14 protein-coding genes are annotated in these 15,319 nt (G+C 70.9%); 6 read left to right on the top strand and 8 right to left on the bottom strand.

Features of this window, described 5'->3' with window-relative positions:
• Positions 1-190 precede the first annotated feature (190 nt).
• The 4 genes from PZB75_RS24525 to miaA form a co-directional block, all read right to left on the bottom strand.
• Positions 191-2,458 carry an HD domain-containing protein gene (locus PZB75_RS24525; protein WP_275537451.1) on the bottom strand — a complete coding sequence of 756 codons (2,268 nt, stop codon included), beginning with the start codon at positions 2,456-2,458 and terminating at the stop codon, positions 191-193.
• A gap of 141 nt (positions 2,459-2,599) precedes the next feature.
• Positions 2,600-3,472: a diaminopimelate epimerase gene (gene dapF, locus PZB75_RS24520; protein WP_275537450.1), complete on the bottom strand. Its 873-nt coding sequence runs from the start codon at positions 3,470-3,472 to the stop codon at positions 2,600-2,602.
• Positions 3,473-3,524: 52 nt separating this feature from the next.
• The gene (locus PZB75_RS24515; RefSeq protein ID WP_275538852.1) at positions 3,525-3,962 is read right to left on the bottom strand and encodes a hypothetical protein; all 438 of its coding nucleotides are present in this window, start codon (positions 3,960-3,962) and stop codon (positions 3,525-3,527) included.
• A 106-nt stretch (positions 3,963-4,068) separates the two neighbouring features.
• A complete protein-coding gene (gene miaA, locus PZB75_RS24510) occupies positions 4,069-5,007 on the bottom strand; it encodes a tRNA (adenosine(37)-N6)-dimethylallyltransferase MiaA (protein WP_275537449.1) in 939 nt (312 codons plus the stop codon).
• Positions 5,008-5,311: 304 nt separating this feature from the next.
• On the opposite strand from miaA, the gene PZB75_RS24505 reads away from it, so the two are divergent.
• Positions 5,312-5,593, top strand: a complete 282-nt coding sequence (locus PZB75_RS24505; RefSeq protein ID WP_275537448.1) for an antitoxin — start codon at positions 5,312-5,314, stop codon at positions 5,591-5,593.
• Between the two features lie 104 nt (positions 5,594-5,697).
• On the opposite strand, the gene PZB75_RS24500 is transcribed toward PZB75_RS24505, so the two are convergent.
• Together PZB75_RS24500 and miaB are read right to left on the bottom strand one after the other, a co-directional pair.
• A complete protein-coding gene (locus tag PZB75_RS24500) occupies positions 5,698-6,411 on the bottom strand; it encodes a class III extradiol dioxygenase subunit B-like domain-containing protein (protein ID WP_275537447.1) in 714 nt (237 codons plus the stop codon).
• 28 nt (positions 6,412-6,439) lie between these two features.
• Positions 6,440-7,960: a tRNA (N6-isopentenyl adenosine(37)-C2)-methylthiotransferase MiaB gene (gene miaB / locus PZB75_RS24495; RefSeq protein ID WP_275537446.1), complete on the bottom strand. Its 1,521-nt coding sequence runs from the start codon at positions 7,958-7,960 to the stop codon at positions 6,440-6,442.
• Between the two features lie 149 nt (positions 7,961-8,109).
• On the opposite strand from miaB, the gene PZB75_RS24490 reads away from it, so the two are divergent.
• A complete protein-coding gene (locus PZB75_RS24490; protein ID WP_275537445.1) occupies positions 8,110-9,108 on the top strand; it encodes a TAXI family TRAP transporter solute-binding subunit in 999 nt (332 codons plus the stop codon).
• A gap of 19 nt (positions 9,109-9,127) precedes the next feature.
• On the opposite strand, the gene PZB75_RS24485 is transcribed toward PZB75_RS24490, so the two are convergent.
• Together PZB75_RS24485 and PZB75_RS24480 are read right to left on the bottom strand one after the other, a co-directional pair.
• On the bottom strand, positions 9,128-10,525 hold the full coding sequence (locus PZB75_RS24485) for a HAMP domain-containing sensor histidine kinase (RefSeq protein ID WP_275537444.1): 1,398 nt from the start codon (positions 10,523-10,525) through the stop codon (positions 9,128-9,130).
• A gap of 14 nt (positions 10,526-10,539) precedes the next feature.
• Positions 10,540-11,232, bottom strand: coding sequence for a response regulator transcription factor (locus PZB75_RS24480; RefSeq protein ID WP_275537443.1), 693 nt, complete (start codon positions 11,230-11,232; stop codon positions 10,540-10,542).
• 423 nt (positions 11,233-11,655) lie between these two features.
• On the opposite strand from PZB75_RS24480, the gene PZB75_RS24475 reads away from it, so the two are divergent.
• The 4 genes from PZB75_RS24475 to PZB75_RS24460 all read left to right on the top strand — a co-directional run bounded on the left by PZB75_RS24475 (position 11,656) and on the right by PZB75_RS24460 (position 15,092).
• Positions 11,656-12,441: an amino acid ABC transporter ATP-binding protein gene (locus PZB75_RS24475; protein WP_275537442.1), complete on the top strand. Its 786-nt coding sequence runs from the start codon at positions 11,656-11,658 to the stop codon at positions 12,439-12,441.
• Between the two features lie 32 nt (positions 12,442-12,473).
• Positions 12,474-13,397, top strand: a complete 924-nt coding sequence (locus PZB75_RS24470) for a glutamate ABC transporter substrate-binding protein (protein WP_275537441.1) — start codon at positions 12,474-12,476, stop codon at positions 13,395-13,397.
• Between the two features lie 142 nt (positions 13,398-13,539).
• Entirely contained in the window at positions 13,540-14,187 is a 648-nt protein-coding gene (locus PZB75_RS24465; protein WP_275537440.1) for an amino acid ABC transporter permease, read from the top strand.
• Positions 14,184-15,092 carry an amino acid ABC transporter permease gene (locus tag PZB75_RS24460; protein ID WP_275537439.1) on the top strand — a complete coding sequence of 303 codons (909 nt, stop codon included), beginning with the start codon at positions 14,184-14,186 and terminating at the stop codon, positions 15,090-15,092. Before PZB75_RS24465 ends, PZB75_RS24460 begins: the two co-directional genes overlap by 4 nt.
• The last annotated feature ends 227 nt before the right edge of the window (positions 15,093-15,319 follow it).

Genomic DNA, 15,319 nt, shown 5'->3' with positions numbered 1-15,319 from the left:
GGCGCCTGCCGGCCGGGGGCCGTGACTCGACGCGTACCGGCTGGGGAGACGGGGCGTGACTCGGTGCGTACGGCCGGGGCTGGAGATGGCTCAACGACGCGTACCGGCCGGGGTGCCGGGCGCGGATCAGCGCGTACCCGCCGGATGCTGGGCACGGATCAGCGCGTACCCGCCGGATGCTGGGCACGGATCAGCGCGTACCCGCCGGATGCTGGGCACGGCTCACGTCGTACACCCCGGGCACGTCCCGCATGGCCCGCATGAGCGCGGGCAGTCCCGCCGCGTCCGGGAGCCGCAAGGTGTACGTGTGGCGGACCCGCTGCTCGCTGGGCGGTTCGACGGTGGCCGAGACGATCGCCGCGTCAGCCGTCGCGATGGCCTCGGTGAGGTCGGCGAGCAGCCGTGGCCGGCCGAACGACTCGGCGACCAGGGTGACGCGGCAGCCGGGCTCGTCGCCCCAGCGCACCCCGACCGGTACCCGGCCCACGGCCCGCATCCTGGCCACGGCGGAGCACTCCTCCCGGTGCACGGTGACGGCGCCGCCGCGCACGGTGAAGCCGGTGACGGCGTCGGGAGGTACGGGTGTGCAGCAGCCCGCGAGGCGTACGGCCGCGTCGGGCCGGTCCACGACGGCGCCGGCGGCCCGGTGTCCGGCTGCCGGGGCCGGTCCCGGTTCCGCGGCGCGCTGCTGCGGCCCGGAACCGGCCGCGAGGAGCCGCTCGGGGGCGGGGACCGGTCCCGCGACGGCCCCGTGGCCGCCCTGCGCGTCCTCGGGATGGGCGTCCAGCCAGGTGTTGATGGCGATCCGGGCGGCGGCCGTGCGGGTGTGGTCGAGCCAGTCGCGCGAGGGCCCGGACGCGGGGTCCTTGGTGAGCAGCAGCTGCACGGTGTCGCCGTCGCTCAGCACGGTGCTCAGCCTGGCGAGACGGCCGTTGACCCGGGCGCCGATACAGCGGTGCGCCCCTTCGCCGTACCGGGCGTACGCGGCGTCGACGCAGCTGGCCCCGGCGGGGAGGCCGAGGACGCCGCCGTCGGGGTGTAAGACCGTGATCTCCCGGTCCTGGGCGAGATCGGCGCGGAGCGTGGTCCAGAAGGTCTCCGGATCGGTGACCGAACGCTGCCAGTCGAGCAGCCGGGACAGCCAGCCGGGGCGGGTGGGGTCGGCGCGTTCGCCGTCCGAGGGTTCCGCGGCCTGCTGGGCCGCGGAACCGTCCGGGGTGTACGGGTTGCCGAGCGCCACGACGCCCGCCTCGGCGACCTTGTGCATGCGGTGCGTACGGATGAGGACTTCGACCACGGCGCCGTCGCGGCCGGCGAGGGCCGTGTGCAGTGACTGGTAGAGGTTGTACTTGGGGGCCGCGATGAAGTCCTTGAACTCGGAGATCACCGGGGTGAAACAGGTGTGCAGTTCGCCGAGGACGGCGTAGCAGTCGGCGTCCTCACCGACCAGGACCAGCAGCCGTCCGAAGTCGGTGCCGCGCAGTTCACCGCGTTTGATCCGGACCCGGTGCAGGGAGACGAAGTGGCGGGGTCTGATCAGGACCTCGGCGGAGATGCCCGCTTCCCGCAGGACCGCTCCGACGTTCTCGGCGATGGTCCCGAGCGGATCGTCGGCGCCGGACGCACCGGACGCACCGGACGCACCGGACGCCCGGGAGCTGCCGGAGGCACTGCCCGCGCCGGACGCCGCCGTGCCCGGGGCCGCCCGGCCGCCGGTTCGGCCGGACCGGTCGGAGGCGGCGATCAGGGTGCGGGTGTGCGCGTACTCCTCGGGGTGGAGGATGGCGAAGACCAGGTCCTCCAGCTCCGTCTTGAGGGCCTGCACCCCGAGCCGTTCCGCGAGCGGGATGAGCACGTCGCGGGTGACCTTGGCGATCCTGACCTGCTTCTCGGGGCGCATCACGCCGAGGGTGCGCATGTTGTGCAGCCGGTCGGCGAGTTTGATCGACATCACGCGGACGTCGTCCCCGGTGGCGACCAGCATCTTGCGGAAGGTCTCGGGTTCGGCCGCCGCGCCGTAGTCGACCTTTTCGAGCTTGGTGACGCCGTCGACGAGGTAGCGGACCTCTTCGCCGAACTCCTCGCCCACCTGGTCGAGCGTCACCTCGGTGTCCTCGACCGTGTCGTGGAGCAGTGAGGCGGTCAACGTGGTGGTCTCCGCGCCGAGTTCGGCGAGGATCAGGGTCACCGCGAGGGGGTGGGTGATGTACGGTTCGCCGCTCTTGCGCATCTGCCCCCGGTGCGAGGACTCGGCGAGGACGTACGCCTTGTGGAGAATGGCGAGGTCGGCGTCCGGGTGGTGCGCGCGGTGCGCCTCGGCGACATGGCCGATCGCGGCGGGCAGCCGGTCCCGGGGTTCGGGGCCGAGCAGTGCGACCCTGCCGAGTCTGCGGATGTCGATCCGGGGGCGGCCTCGCCTGCGGATGGGGGCACCAGGGTTCGTGGCCTCTGCGCTCATGGGGCACCTCCGGCAGCGTCTACCGGCGGTGGGGAGGAAGCGGACGCGCCTCCGGGCCGGTGCTTGATGCTACCGAGCCCACCACGTGGCGCAGTCCACCTCTCGCCCAGCGTGAAACGGATCACCCATTCGAGCGAAGCTTCAGACGTTCACCGTTTCGAGCAGAACCGGGTCCACGAAGCCCTCGGCAACGATCACCGCGGGGCCCGTCATCTCGATCTCGCCGTCCGGCCGCTCGGTGATGACCAGGGTGCCGCCGGGCAGGTCGACCGTGTAGGTGACGGCCGCGCCGGTGGCGGCGGGGTCGGTGCCGTCCCTGCGGGCCGCGGCGACGGCCACGGCGCAGGCCCCCGTACCGCAGGAGCGGGTCTCTCCGGAACCACGCTCGTGCACCCGCATCGCGACGTGCCGCGGACCGCGGTCCACCACGAACTCGACGTTGACGCCGTCGGGGTAGACGGTGGCCGGGTTGACGGGCGGTACGGAGAGCAGATCGCCGGCGTGCGCGAGGTCGTCGACGAACGCGACGGCGTGCGGATTGCCCATGTTGACGTTGCGGGCGGCCCAACTGCGTCCGCCGACCGTGACGGTGACGCCCTCTTCGGGAAGCCGGGCGCGGCCCATGGTCACGGTGACGCCGCCGTCCTTGGCGATGTGCGTCCGCTTGACGCCGCCACGGGTCGCGACCGCGAGGTCTCCCTCGTCGGCGAGCCCGGCGCGCTGGAGGTAGCGGGCGAAGACCCGTACGCCGTTGCCGCACATCTCGGCGATCGAGCCGTCGGCGTTCCGGTAGTCCATGAACCACTCGGCCTCGTCGGCCATGGTCCGCGCGTCGGGATGCGCGGCGGACCGCACCACGTGGAGCAGCCCGTCGCCGCCGATGCCGGCCCGGCGGTCGCACAGCCGGGCGACGGTGGACGCCGGCAGGTCGAGGGCGTTGTCCGGGTCGGGAACGATCACGAAGTCGTTCTCGGTGCCGTGCCCCTTGAGGAATGGGATCTGCGAAGTGCTCACAGGTCAACTGTACGAGGCGGCGCCGACACCGGCTTCCGCCGCCCGGTGCCGGTCAGCGGAGCCGGTCGACGCGCCAGACGGCGAGCGCCACCAGGGCCGCGCCCGCGACCACGTACAGCGCGACCACCCGCCAGTCGGGGCGCTCGCCGGCCTCCCGGGGCGGCAGTCCGGGCCAGGTGTGGCCCACCCGGCGGGCGGCCATCATGCCCCAGCCTGCGGCGCAGCCGCTGATCAGCAGTCCCAGCATGGCGACGACCGCGCCACCCTCACCGACCTCGAAGGCGAGCGGGAAGGCGAACATCAGGGAGCCGACGGCGGCGAGGATCACGATCGGTGCGAGCTGCCAGATCCGCAGTCGGCGCGCGGGCCGCAGCTCGACCTCGACCTCGGGGGTGACCGCGAGTTCGTCCGGGCCGTCAGGGCTGAGGCGTCCCGCCTCGTGCCCCGCGTCCGCCGCGTCCCGCTCCGTGTCGCGAGGGCCGGCCTCCATCGCCACGCGCCCTCCCCACTCGGACTCACCGGTCGATCGTCGCTCGATGATGGCACGCTCCGGGGTGCCGGAATGACGGGCTGAGCTTCCCGATGCCATCACGTGATCAGGCTGTGACCGCCCGTTCGACCAACGTCAGGGCCCGGTGCGGAAGTTCCCCGCTGTCCTCGGCCGCTCCGCTCAGCCAGTGCACCCGGGGATCGCGGCGGAACCACGAGTCCTGACGGCGTGCGAACCGTTTGGTGGCGCGGACCGTTTCGACGCGGGCCTCGTCCTCGGTGCACTCGTCGGCGAGCGCGGCGAGCACCTGCTGGTAGCCGAGCGCGCGGGACGCCGTGCGGCCCTCACGCAGTCCTCGCGCCTCCAGCGCGCGCACCTCGTCCACGAGTCCCGCCTCCCACATCCGGTCGACCCGGACGGTGATGCGCTCGTCGAGTTCGGGGCGTGGGACGTCGACGCCGATCTGCACGGCGTCGTAGACGGATTCGTCGCCGGGGAGGTTGGCGGTGAACGGTCTGCCGGTGATCTCGATGACTTCGAGGGCCCGGACGATACGGCGGCCGTTGCTCGGCAGGATCGCGCGGGCGGCCTCGGGGTCGGCCGCGTGAAGCCGATCGTGCAGCACGCCGGAGCCGTGTTCGAGGAGTTCCCGTTCCAGCCGGGCACGCACCTCCGGGTCGGTACCGGGGAACTCCAGGGCGTCGATGGCCCCCTTCACGTACAGACCGGAACCGCCGACCAGCACGGGGACGCGTCCGGCGGCGAGCAGCCGGTCGATCTCGGCACGGGCCAGCCGCTGGTACTCGGCGACACTGGCGGTCTCGGTGACGTCCCAGATGTCGAGCAGATGGTGCGGAACGGCTCCGCGCTCGGCGTACGTCAACTTCGCGGTGCCGATGTCCATCCCCCGGTAGAGCTGCATGGAGTCGGCGTTGATGACCTCTCCCCCCAGTTGCCGGGCGAGGTGGACCCCGAGATCGGACTTTCCGGCCGCCGTGGGACCGACGACGGCGATGACCCGCGGAGCGGGAGCTGAGCTTCTCACCGCGCCAGTCTCGCAAACCCCGGGCCCCCTTCCCGACGCTGCGGGTGGCGCGGGGCAAGCCGGGTGGTTCGGGCGGGACGGGATGGTGCCGGTGTGAGTAGATTCGGGAGGGACATGGGCGTTTCTTCCACGGTCCGGCCGTCGCGCGCCCCGCCTCTCCGACCGTTCGACCAGCCGGCCCGTGCCCGCCGCCCCCGCGGCGGGCCCGGGCCGGCGTCCGGTCGGGCGGTCGGAGAGGCGGGAAGGCGGACAATGGGGCAGGACGGATCGCCCGCACGCAGTTCGACCGCAGGGAAGGTGCCCCATGGGTTTCCTCGACACACTGAAGGCCAAACTCGGCCCGGCGAAGGACAAGGTCGGTGACCTCGCGCAGCAGCACGGGGACAAGATCGACCAAGGTCTCGACAAGGCGGCACGGACGGTCGACCAGAGGACCAAGGGCAAGTACAGCGACAAGATCGAGTCCGGCACCCAGAAGGCCAAGGACGCCATGGAGCGGCTGTCCCACAAGGACGAGGGCGGCAGCGGGGGCGTCGGCGGTACGGGTGGCACCGGTGGTCCCGGGAGCACGCCGCCCGCCTCCTGAGCCGGCGGGCCCGGTGTGAGGGCGGGCGCGGACGGGCGCGGAGTCGACTCGTGCCCGTCCGCGCCCGCGTCCCTGTCCTGGCGCCCGGGGGCCGGGAACGGTCCCTAGGACCAGACGGCGACGGTGTATCCGACCCCGTACGGAGCGTCCTCGTACAACAGCTGCCCGCCGAGCCCGGCGCCCTCCGCCGCACCGGTGAGCACCTGCCAGGGAGCGCGGCCGGCCGCCTTGAGTTCGTACGCCAGTGACTCGTCCAGCGCGCTCAGTGTGGCGAGGTCCGCCGCGCCCAGCGCGCGGGTCGCGGCGGCGTCGAAGCCGGCCGCGCGCCCGTCGAGGTAGCCGGGGGCCTTGAGGGTGCGGCAGGCACTGCCGTCGCCCATGACCAGCAGGGCCACGCGGTCCGCGCGGGCCGCCAGCCGCCGCCCGGCGGACACGCAGCGTTCAGTGGCAAGCCGTTCCCCCACGCCCAGACCCTCGACCGGGGCGTCCGCCCACCCGGCGCGGCCGAGCAGCCAGGCACCGACCGCGAGCGACGGCGGGAGCGGGTGGTCCGGATCGGCGTCTCCGCGCTCTCCGAGGCTTGCGGAGACGCCGACGCCGAAGCCCTGGAACGACCCGGTGGCGCCCTGGGGGTACGGGGCGAGTCCGTCGGCGTCCACGGGCCCGACGACGACCAGCAGGTCGGGCCGGGCCGCGGCCAGCAGGCCCAGCGCGTCGAGGCACGCGGTCCGCGCGGCGTCCAGCTCGGGCGCGGCGCCCGCGGCTACCTCGGGCACCAGCAGAGGCGGACAGGGACACACTGCGGCGGCGACAAGCATGCCGGCCAGCGTACTGCGTGGGCCCCCGTCAGTCGCAGCCGCAGCCCGGGGCCGCCGCCACGGGAAGCGGGGCCGGAGCGCCCACGCGCGGGAGGCCGAGCATGACGCCGGAGGGCTTCGTGGCGGGTACCGCGTTGCGCTTCTCCCAGGCATCGCCGGACCGGGTGCGCCGCACGCCCAGCGGGGTGCCCTCGGCGAGCAGATGGTGCGGGGCGGCGTAGGTGATCTCCACGGTCACCACGTCGCCGGGGCGCACCTCGCCGTCCGGCTTGGTGAAGTGGACCAGGCGGTTGTCGGGAGCGCGGCCGGAGAGCCGGTGCGTGGCACCGTCCTTGCGGCCCTCACCCTCCGCGACCATGATCTCCAGGGTCCGGCCGACCTGCTTCTTGTTCTCGTCCCAGGAGATCTCCTCCTGGAGCGCGGACAGCCGCATGTACCGCTCCTGGACGACCGCCTTGGGGATCTGTCCCGGCATCTCGGCGGCGGGGGTGCCGGGGCGCTTGGAGTACTGGAAGGTGAAGGCGTTCGCGAACCGCGCCTCACGGACCGCGTGCATGGTCTGCTCGAAGTCCTCCTCGGTCTCGCCGGGGAAGCCGACGATGATGTCCGTGGAGATCGCGGCGTCCGGCATGGCGGCGCGCACCTTCTCGATGATGCCGAGGAAGCGCTCCTGCCGGTACGAGCGGCGCATCGCCTTGAGGATGCCGTCCGAGCCCGACTGCATCGGCATGTGGAGCTGCGGCATCACGTTCGGTGTCTCGGCCATGGCCGCGATCACGTCGTCGGTGAAGTCGCGGGGGTGCGGTGAGGTGAAGCGCACCCGCTCCAGCCCCTCGATCCGCCCGCAGGCGCGCAGCAGCTTCGAGAACGCCTCACGGTCACCGATGTCGGAGCCGTACGCGTTGACGTTCTGGCCGAGCAGGGTGATCTCGGAGACGCCCTCCGCGACGAGCGCCTCGATCTCGGCGAGGATGTCGCCCGTGCGGCGGTCCTTCTCCTTGCCCCGCAGCGCCGGGACGATGCAGAACGTGCAGGTGTTGTTGCATCCGACGGAGATCGAGACCCACGCGGCGTACGCGGACTCACGGCGGGTCGGCAGTGTGGACGGGAACGCCTCAAGGGACTCGGCGATCTCGACCTGCGCCTCCTCCTGGACCCGGGCGCGCTCCAGCAGGACGGGCAGCTTGCCGATGTTGTGCGTGCCGAAGACGACGTCGACCCAGGGCGCCCGCCGGACGATGGTGTCGCGGTCCTTCTGCGCGAGGCAGCCGCCGACGGCGATCTGCATCCCCGGCCGCTTCGTCTTCATCGGGGCGAGCCGGCCGAGGTTGCCGTAGAGCTTGTTGTCGGCGTTCTCCCGTACCGCACAGGTGTTGAAGACGACGACATCGGCGTCACCGTCGGCGTCCTCGGGCGCGCGTACGTACCCCGCGTCCTCCAGGAGTCCCGACAACCGCTCGGAGTCGTGGACGTTCATCTGGCACCCGTAGGTGCGCACCTCGTAACTTCTTCTGCCGTCCACGGTCTCGCTCCGGTCGCTGCTGCTCATACGACAAGGGTAGGCGCTGGCCCGGGGGCCTCCCCACGCCGAGTCCTCCCGTACCGTCGGCCCGGGCCGTTCTCCGGCATCCGTCTCCGGCCACCGCTTACGGCCGCCGCCTCTGGCCACCGCGCCGGGCCAACTGGCAGGATCACGCCATGCTTCAGGCACTGTCCCGTTTCGGCCGGCTGCGCGTCCTCCAGGGCTGCGCGGCGATCGTGGTCGTGCTCGGGCTGCTGCTGTGGTGGCTGCTGCCGCTCGGGAACCCCTCGCCCAGTGGTTCGCTGACCTTCAGCACCGGTGTGCGCAGCGGCGTCTACCAGCGCTACGGCGAGCGTCTGAGGGGCGCGCTCGCCACGGACCTGCCCAAGGTGTCGATACGGCTCCTGACCAGTGAGGGGTCCCAGCAGAACATCGAGCGGGTGGCGACCGGGGAGGCCGACTTCACCATCGCCACGGCCGACGCCGTCGCGACCTATCTGCGCGACGACAAGCCGGGGGCCGAGCGGCTGCGGGCGTGCGTCCGGCTGTACGACGACTACGTGCAACTGGTCGTGCCCAAGGACTCGGGGATCACGAAGGTCTCCGATCTGCGCGGCCGACGGATCGGGGTGGGGCAGCGGGGCTCGGGGGTGCGGCTGGTGGCCGACCGGCTGATGACGGCCGCGGGGCTCGACCCGGAGCATGACGTCACACCGGTCCCGGCCGGGATCGACACGATGCCTCAGCGGCTGCGGAACGGGCTGCTCGACGCGTTCTTCTGGTCCGGCGGGCTGCCCACGGCCGCGGTGCAGGATCTGTCGGACCGGTACGCGATCCGGCTGGTCCCGCTGGAGAACTCGTTGGTCACCGAGCTCCAGGCGGCGGGAGGGCCCACCCGCTTCTACCGGTCGGCGCTGATGCCCGCCGACGCCTACCACGATGCCCAGCTGGGCGGGGCGGTGCAGACCGTGGCCATCGCCAATCTCCTGGTGACCACGGACCGTACGGACCCGGCGATGACCGAGGCGTTCACCCGGACCGTGATCGACAGCCGGGACCGCATCGGACGGGAGGTGCACGCCGCGCAGCTGGTGGACCTGCGGACGGCGATCTACACGGACCCGCTGCCGCTGCACGAAGGGGCCAAGCGCTACTACCGCTCGGTCAAGCCCTGACCGGCGGGCCGGCCAGGGCTCAGGTGTGCGGGGCGTCGCGGGGTACGGAGACGGCGACCCGCAGTCCGTGCGGTTCGCACCGCTCGTACGTGATCGACCCCCCGCCCGTCGCCAGCAGCACCCGGGCGATGGAGAGGCCGAGGCCGGAACCCTGGACGTTCTGGTGGCGGTTGCTGCGCCAGAAGCGGTCGCCGACGCGTGCCAGCTCCTGCTCGGTGAGCCCGGGGCCCCGGTCGGTGACGACCACGGTGACGTGCGGGCCGTCGGTGGCCACCGTGACGTCGACCTCTTCCCCCTCAGGGGTGAACTTCAGGGCGTTGTCGATGACCGCGTCGAGGGCGCTGGAGAGCGCGACGGGGTCCGCCCAGGCGGTCGCCGCCGAAGCCCCTGCCGCTGTCAGCCGCACGCCCTTCTCCTCCGCGACCGGCCGCCACGACCCGAGCCGTTCCGCGGTGAGCGCGCCGATGTCGGTGAGCCGCAGATCGACCTCGGCGTGCTCGGCCAGTGCCAGGTCGAGCAGATCGTCCAGCACCTGGCCGAGGCGCTTGCCCTCCGTACGCACCGAGGCGATCTCCTCGTTCCCCTCCGGGAGTTCGAGTGCCAGCAGCTCGATCCGCAGCAGCAGCGCGGCCAGCGGGTTGCGCAACTGGTGCGAGGCGTCGGCCACGAAGGCGCGCTGCTGCTCCAGGACGTCCTCGACGTTGTCCGCCATCTCGTTGAACGACCTGGCCAGGCGCCGCAGTTCCGGGGGACCGCCGGAGGCCGCCACCCTGGACCGCATCCGGCCGCTGGCGATGTCGTGGGCGGCGGCGTCCAGCGTCCCCACCGGCAGCAGCACCCAGCCCGTGAGCCGGATCGCGGCACCGACCGCGATCAGCATGGCGACCGCCTCGCCCGCCGCGATCAGGAGCCAGCCGTGCAGCGTACGCGAACGCATCTCGCCGGTCGGGGAGTCGAGGACCACGACGGCGAGCACGTCCCCGTCCCTGACCACGGGTGAGGCGACGACCACCCGGCCACGCTGCCAGGGCCACACCTGCGGCGGATCGTGGCTGCGGCGGCCCAGCAGCGCCTCTTTGAACGCCTCGCGCCCCTCCCCCTCGGTGGGCAGCCGCCAGCCCGCGGGGGCCTTCGCCATGGCGGTGTCGTCTTCGCGGTGGAAGACGCCGGCCTTGATGCCGTACACGGAGTCGTACGTCTCCAGCTCGGCCTGGAGTGTGCGCCGGCGTTCGTCCTTGCCCTGGGAGCCCTCCGTGACGAACTGGGCGAGCGCGGCGAAGCGTGCCGTGTCGTCGATGCGGTCGACGACGACACGCTGCTGCTCGGCGGCGGCCACGCTGACCGCGAGCGGGAAGCCGAGCGCGAGCAGTACACCCGCCATCAGGACGATGAGCAGTGGAAGCAGACGGGTGCGCACCGGGACGTACGGCTCTACGCGGAGGGCGTGACGAGGCGGTAGCCGACCCCACGCACCGTCTCGATCAGTGCGGGCAGCCGGAGCTTGGAGCGCAGGGACGCCACGTGCACTTCGAGCGTGCGTCCCGTCCCCTCCCAACTGGTGCGCCAGACCTCGCTGATGATCTGTTCCCTGCGGAACACCACGCCGGGTCGCTGGGCGAGCAGCGCGAGCAGGTCGAACTCCTTGCGGGTGAGCTGCACTTCCTGGCCGTCGACGCTGACCCGGCGGGTCGGCAGCTCGATGTGCACATGGCCGAGCCGCAGCGCGGCGACGGGGGTCGGCCCGGTCTCCTCGCCGGCGGTCGTGCGCCTGCTGACCGCGTGGATGCGGGCGAGGAGTTCACCGGTGTCGTACGGCTTGACGACATAGTCGTCAGCCCCGAGGTTGAGGCCGTGGATGCGGGACCGGACGTCGGCCCGCGCGGTCACCATGATCACCGGCGTGGCGGTGCGCTTGCGGATCTTGCCGCACACCTCGTAGCCGTCCTGGTCCGGCAGTCCGAGGTCGAGGAGCACGACCCCGAAGGGCTCCTCGTCCGCGGGCAGCAGGGCCCGCAGGGCCTCCTCGCCGTTGCGGGCGTGGACGACCTGGAAGCCGTGCCGGGCGAGCACGGCGGACAGGGCCGCCGCGACGTGGTCGTCGTCCTCGACGAGCAGCAGTCTCATCGGACCCCCTCTCCTGTGGTGCTCCTGGTGCCCCGATTGTGCTTCACGGTTCGCACTTCTCGGTTCGCACTTCTCGGTTCGCACTTCTCGGTTCGCACTTCTCGGCACTTCGAGCGCGGTGTACGTGGCATGCGGCATGGGACTCGCCGCCATGCGGGGACGGGCCCGCACGCCGGTGTTTCGGAGGCTGACGCACCAGGGCATCCACTCCGATGAGCGGTGCGCCAGTCAAGTCCCGTTCCGTACCGGCGTGGTTTCCGTTACCCACCCGGTACGCCATGAATACACCGTCCGGCGCCCCGTTCACACGGAGTGTCCGGCCGAAGCCGGATCGTTATGCTCAATTTCCGCTCAGATGTAATGACGCTGGTCGCACTGCGTCACTAGGGTCCTTCCCAACCGAGGAGGACGGAGCAAGAGCCGATGAGCGGAGTTCCAGTGACCAAGGCCGCCGAGGACGCGGTACCCGCGGCGAGCGACCTTGTCGTACTGAGCAACGTCAACAAGCACTTCGGCGCGCTGCATGTGCTCCAGGACATCGACCTGACCATCGCCCGTGGCGAGGTCGTGGTCGTCATCGGGCCCTCCGGGTCCGGGAAGTCCACGCTGTGCCGCACGATCAACCGCTTGGAGACGATCGACTCGGGCGCGATCTCGATCGACGGAAAACCGCTGCCCCAGGAGGGCAAGGAACTGGCCCGGCTGCGCGCCGACGTCGGGATGGTCTTCCAGTCGTTCAATCTCTTCGCGCACAAGACGGTGCTCGAGAACGTGATGCTGGGTCAGCTGAAGGTCCGCAGGACGGACAAGAAGACCGCCGAGGAGAAGGCCCGCACCCTGCTCGACCGGGTGGGCGTGGCCACGCAGGCCGACAAGTACCCCTCCCAGCTCTCCGGCGGTCAGCAGCAACGTGTGGCCATCGCGCGGGCGTTGGCGATGGACCCGAAGGTCATGCTCTTCGACGAGCCGACCTCCGCGCTCGACCCGGAGATGATCAACGAGGTGCTGGAGGTCATGCAGCAGCTCGCACGCGACGGCATGACCATGGTCGTCGTCACGCACGAGATGGGATTCGCCCGCTCGGCGGCGAACCGTGTCGTCTTCATGGCGGACGGGAAGATCGTCGAAGAGGCGGTGCCTGACCAGTTCTTCAGCAACCCGCGCAGTGACCGGGCCAAGGACTTCCTGTCGAAGATCCTTCACCACTGACGACAACCACCACCGACGCAAGGGATGTTCACATGAAGTTCCGCACGCCGGCCGTCCTCGCGGCCATCGCTGTGCTCGCTCTGACCGCGACGGCCTGCGGTGGCAAGGAGGGCTCGGCCGGCGACAAGCCGTCCGGTACCAAGCCCGGTGCCTCCGGAGCGCCCAAGCTGCCCACGTACACCGTCGCGTCGGGCGTCGACCTGGATTCGCCGACGTTCAAGGAGGCGAAGAAGCGCGGCAAGCTCGTCATCGGTGCCAAGGCCGACCAGCCGTATCTCGGCTTCGAGGACCAGTCGACGAAGGAACGCTCCGGTTTCGACATCGAGATCGCCAAGATGATCGCCGCCGACCTCGGTTTCTCCGAGAAGCAGATCGAGTGGAAGACCGTCGACTCCGGCATCCGTGAGACCGCGATCTCCAAGGGTCAGGTCGACTACTTCGTCGGTACGTACACGATCAACGACAACCGGAAGAAGCAGGTCGGTTTCGCCGGCCCGTACTACAAGGCGGGCGCGGACCTGCTGGTCCGCCACGGCGACACCTCCATCACCGGCAAGGACGCGGTGAAGGGCAAGAAGGTCTGCTCGATCGTCGGCTCCACGCCGCTCCAGGAGATCAAGAAGCCCGAGTACGGCGCGAAGGTCGTCGAACTCGCCAAGTACTCCGACTGCGTCCAGCAGTTGCTGACCAAGCAGGTCGACGCCGTCACCACCGACGACTCGATCCTGAAGGGGTACGCGGCGCAGAACTCCGGCAAGCTCATGGTCGTCGGCAAGCCGTTCACCGAGGAGCCGTACGGTGTCGGTCTGAACAAGGACGACAAGGTGCTCCGCGACGCGATCGACGACTCGCTCGAAGCGCACGTCAAGGACGGCACGTACAAGAAGATCTACGAGGCGACCCTGGGCCTGTCCGGCTCGGAGTACACGGCTCCCCCCTCCGTCGAACGGTACTGACGTACCCCGTTGCCGACGCCTCGCCACTGACGCCCACGCGTGAGTGACGCGTCCCGTACGCCGCCGCTGCCGATGACGCCGGGCACGGTGTGCGTACGGGACGTCCCTGTCCGATGCCGCTGACCGCCGACGCGGAGACCTCATGAACGTACTGCTCGACAATTTCCCGGAATTCCGCGACGGCTTCATAGGAACCGTGTCGATCACCGCCGTCAGCTCGGTCATCGCCCTGGTGCTCGGCGTCGCCCTGGCCGGATTCCGGGTCTCCCCCGTGCCGCCTCTGCGGTTCTTCGGCACCGCCTGGGTGACGCTGCTGCGCAACACCCCGCTCACCCTCCTCTTCCTCATCTTCTTCTTCGTCGTGCCGGAGATCCTGTTCCCCGGCATGAGTCCCTTCCTGCTCGGGGCGCTGGCGCTCGGCTTCTACACCTCCTCGTTCGTGTGCGAGGCGGTCCGCTCGGGCATCAACACGGTCCCACTGGGACAGGCGGAGGCCGCGCGCTCCATCGGCATGTCGTTCGCGCAGACGCTGCGGATCGTCGTCCTCCCCCAGGCCACCAGGACCGTGATCCCGCCGTTGAGCAGCATCTTCATCGCGCTGACCAAGAACTCCGCGATCGCGGGCGCCTTCAGCGTCGCCGAGCTCTTCGGCTGGCAGAAGCTGATGAGCGACCGGGGCTACAACATCACGCCGGTGTTCATCTGGGTGGCTCTCGGCTATCTGGTCGTCACCTTTGTCATCAGCGGCCTGTTCCGGCTGCTGGAGCGCCGCATGGAGGTCGCCCGATGAGTGCCAGCGTTCTCTACGACACGCCGGGCCCCAAGGCCGTCCTGCGCAACCGGATCTACGCGGTCGTCGGCAGCCTCGCCATCCTGGCGCTCCTCGCCGTCAGTGTCGTACGACTGTCCGACAAGGGGCATCTCGCTCCCGAGATGTGGGACATCTTCAACTACTCGGGCATCCGGCAGAACATCGCGGACGCCCTGGTGGCCACCCTCAAGGCCTTCGGCCTGGCCGCGATCGGTTCACTGATCCTCGGCGTGGTGCTCGCCGTCGGCCGGCTGTCGGACCACAAACCGGTCCGCTGGGCGGCCACCACGTTCATCGAACTGTTCCGCTCGATCCCCCTGTTGATCACCATCTACGCCGTCTGGGTCGGCTTCCTCACCGACTACTCGATGTGGGCGCTGGCACTGGGACTGTCCGTCTACAACGGCTGCGTCCAGGCCGAGGTGCTGCGTGCCGGGATCAACTCGGTGCCCAGGGGACAGAGCGAAGCGGCGTACGCCCTGGGCATGAGCAAGACCCAGGTCATGGCCGGCGTACTGATTCCGCAGGCCGTCCGGGCGATGCTTCCGACCATCATCAGCCAGCTCGTCGTGACCCTCAAGGACACCTCGCTGGGCTTCATCATCCTGTACCCGGAACTGCTTCAGACGGCCCGGCTGATCGCCTCCAACACCCAGGTCAACGGCCAGTATCCGTACGTCTCGACGATCACCGTCATCGGTGCCATCTACATCAGCATGTGTCTGTTGCTGTCGGCGCTCGCCACCTGGATCGAGAAGCGCGGAAGGCGGGCCAGGAAGGGCGCGCCGCTGACCGCGGCCGGACAGCAGGTGCCCGGAGCGGGCACGCTGGAAACGCTGAACGCTCCGGCCCCGCCGCGGGGGGACGACAATCCCCACGGGTGACCGAGCAGTGGCCGACGGGGGGCGGCGGTCTCCCCGGGGTCTCCGCGGCCTCCCGGGAGCGCCCGTGCCCAGCAAGGCCGGGAGGGGCAGCGGCTTCCGCCTCCCGGCATGTCTGGAGGGTCCGCGGGTCCACGGTCTTCCGGCAGCGCCCCTCCGCTCCCCCGGCCTCCCGACAGGCCGGGGGAGCAGCGGTCGTCCACAACCACCGCCCCGAGGGGTGCTCGCCT

It is taken from the genome of Streptomyces sp. AM 4-1-1 (assembly GCF_029167625.1).
In the GTDB taxonomy this organism is placed as follows: Bacteria; Actinomycetota; Actinomycetes; order Streptomycetales; family Streptomycetaceae; genus Streptomyces.
Note: the sequence above shows the minus strand (reverse complement) of the source record. Positions and strands in the feature narration are given on the sequence as shown.

Coding starts and splice junctions, on each gene's coding strand:
- PZB75_RS24525 (WP_275537451.1), bottom strand. CDS start 2,458: ATGAGCGCAGAGGCCACGAACCCTGGTGCCCCCATCCGCAGGCGAGGC.
- PZB75_RS24515 (WP_275538852.1), bottom strand. CDS start 3,962: ATGGAGGCCGGCCCTCGCGACACGGAGCGGGACGCGGCGGACGCGGGG.
- PZB75_RS24505 (WP_275537448.1), top strand. CDS start 5,312: ATGGGTTTCCTCGACACACTGAAGGCCAAACTCGGCCCGGCGAAGGAC.
- PZB75_RS24500 (WP_275537447.1), bottom strand. CDS start 6,411: ATGCTTGTCGCCGCCGCAGTGTGTCCCTGTCCGCCTCTGCTGGTGCCC.
- miaB (WP_275537446.1), bottom strand. CDS start 7,960: ATGAGCAGCAGCGACCGGAGCGAGACCGTGGACGGCAGAAGAAGTTAC.
- PZB75_RS24490 (WP_275537445.1), top strand. CDS start 8,110: ATGCTTCAGGCACTGTCCCGTTTCGGCCGGCTGCGCGTCCTCCAGGGC.
- PZB75_RS24480 (WP_275537443.1), bottom strand. CDS start 11,232: ATGAGACTGCTGCTCGTCGAGGACGACGACCACGTCGCGGCGGCCCTG.
- PZB75_RS24475 (WP_275537442.1), top strand. CDS start 11,656: ATGAGCGGAGTTCCAGTGACCAAGGCCGCCGAGGACGCGGTACCCGCG.
- PZB75_RS24470 (WP_275537441.1), top strand. CDS start 12,474: ATGAAGTTCCGCACGCCGGCCGTCCTCGCGGCCATCGCTGTGCTCGCT.
- PZB75_RS24465 (WP_275537440.1), top strand. CDS start 13,540: ATGAACGTACTGCTCGACAATTTCCCGGAATTCCGCGACGGCTTCATA.
- PZB75_RS24460 (WP_275537439.1), top strand. CDS start 14,184: ATGAGTGCCAGCGTTCTCTACGACACGCCGGGCCCCAAGGCCGTCCTG.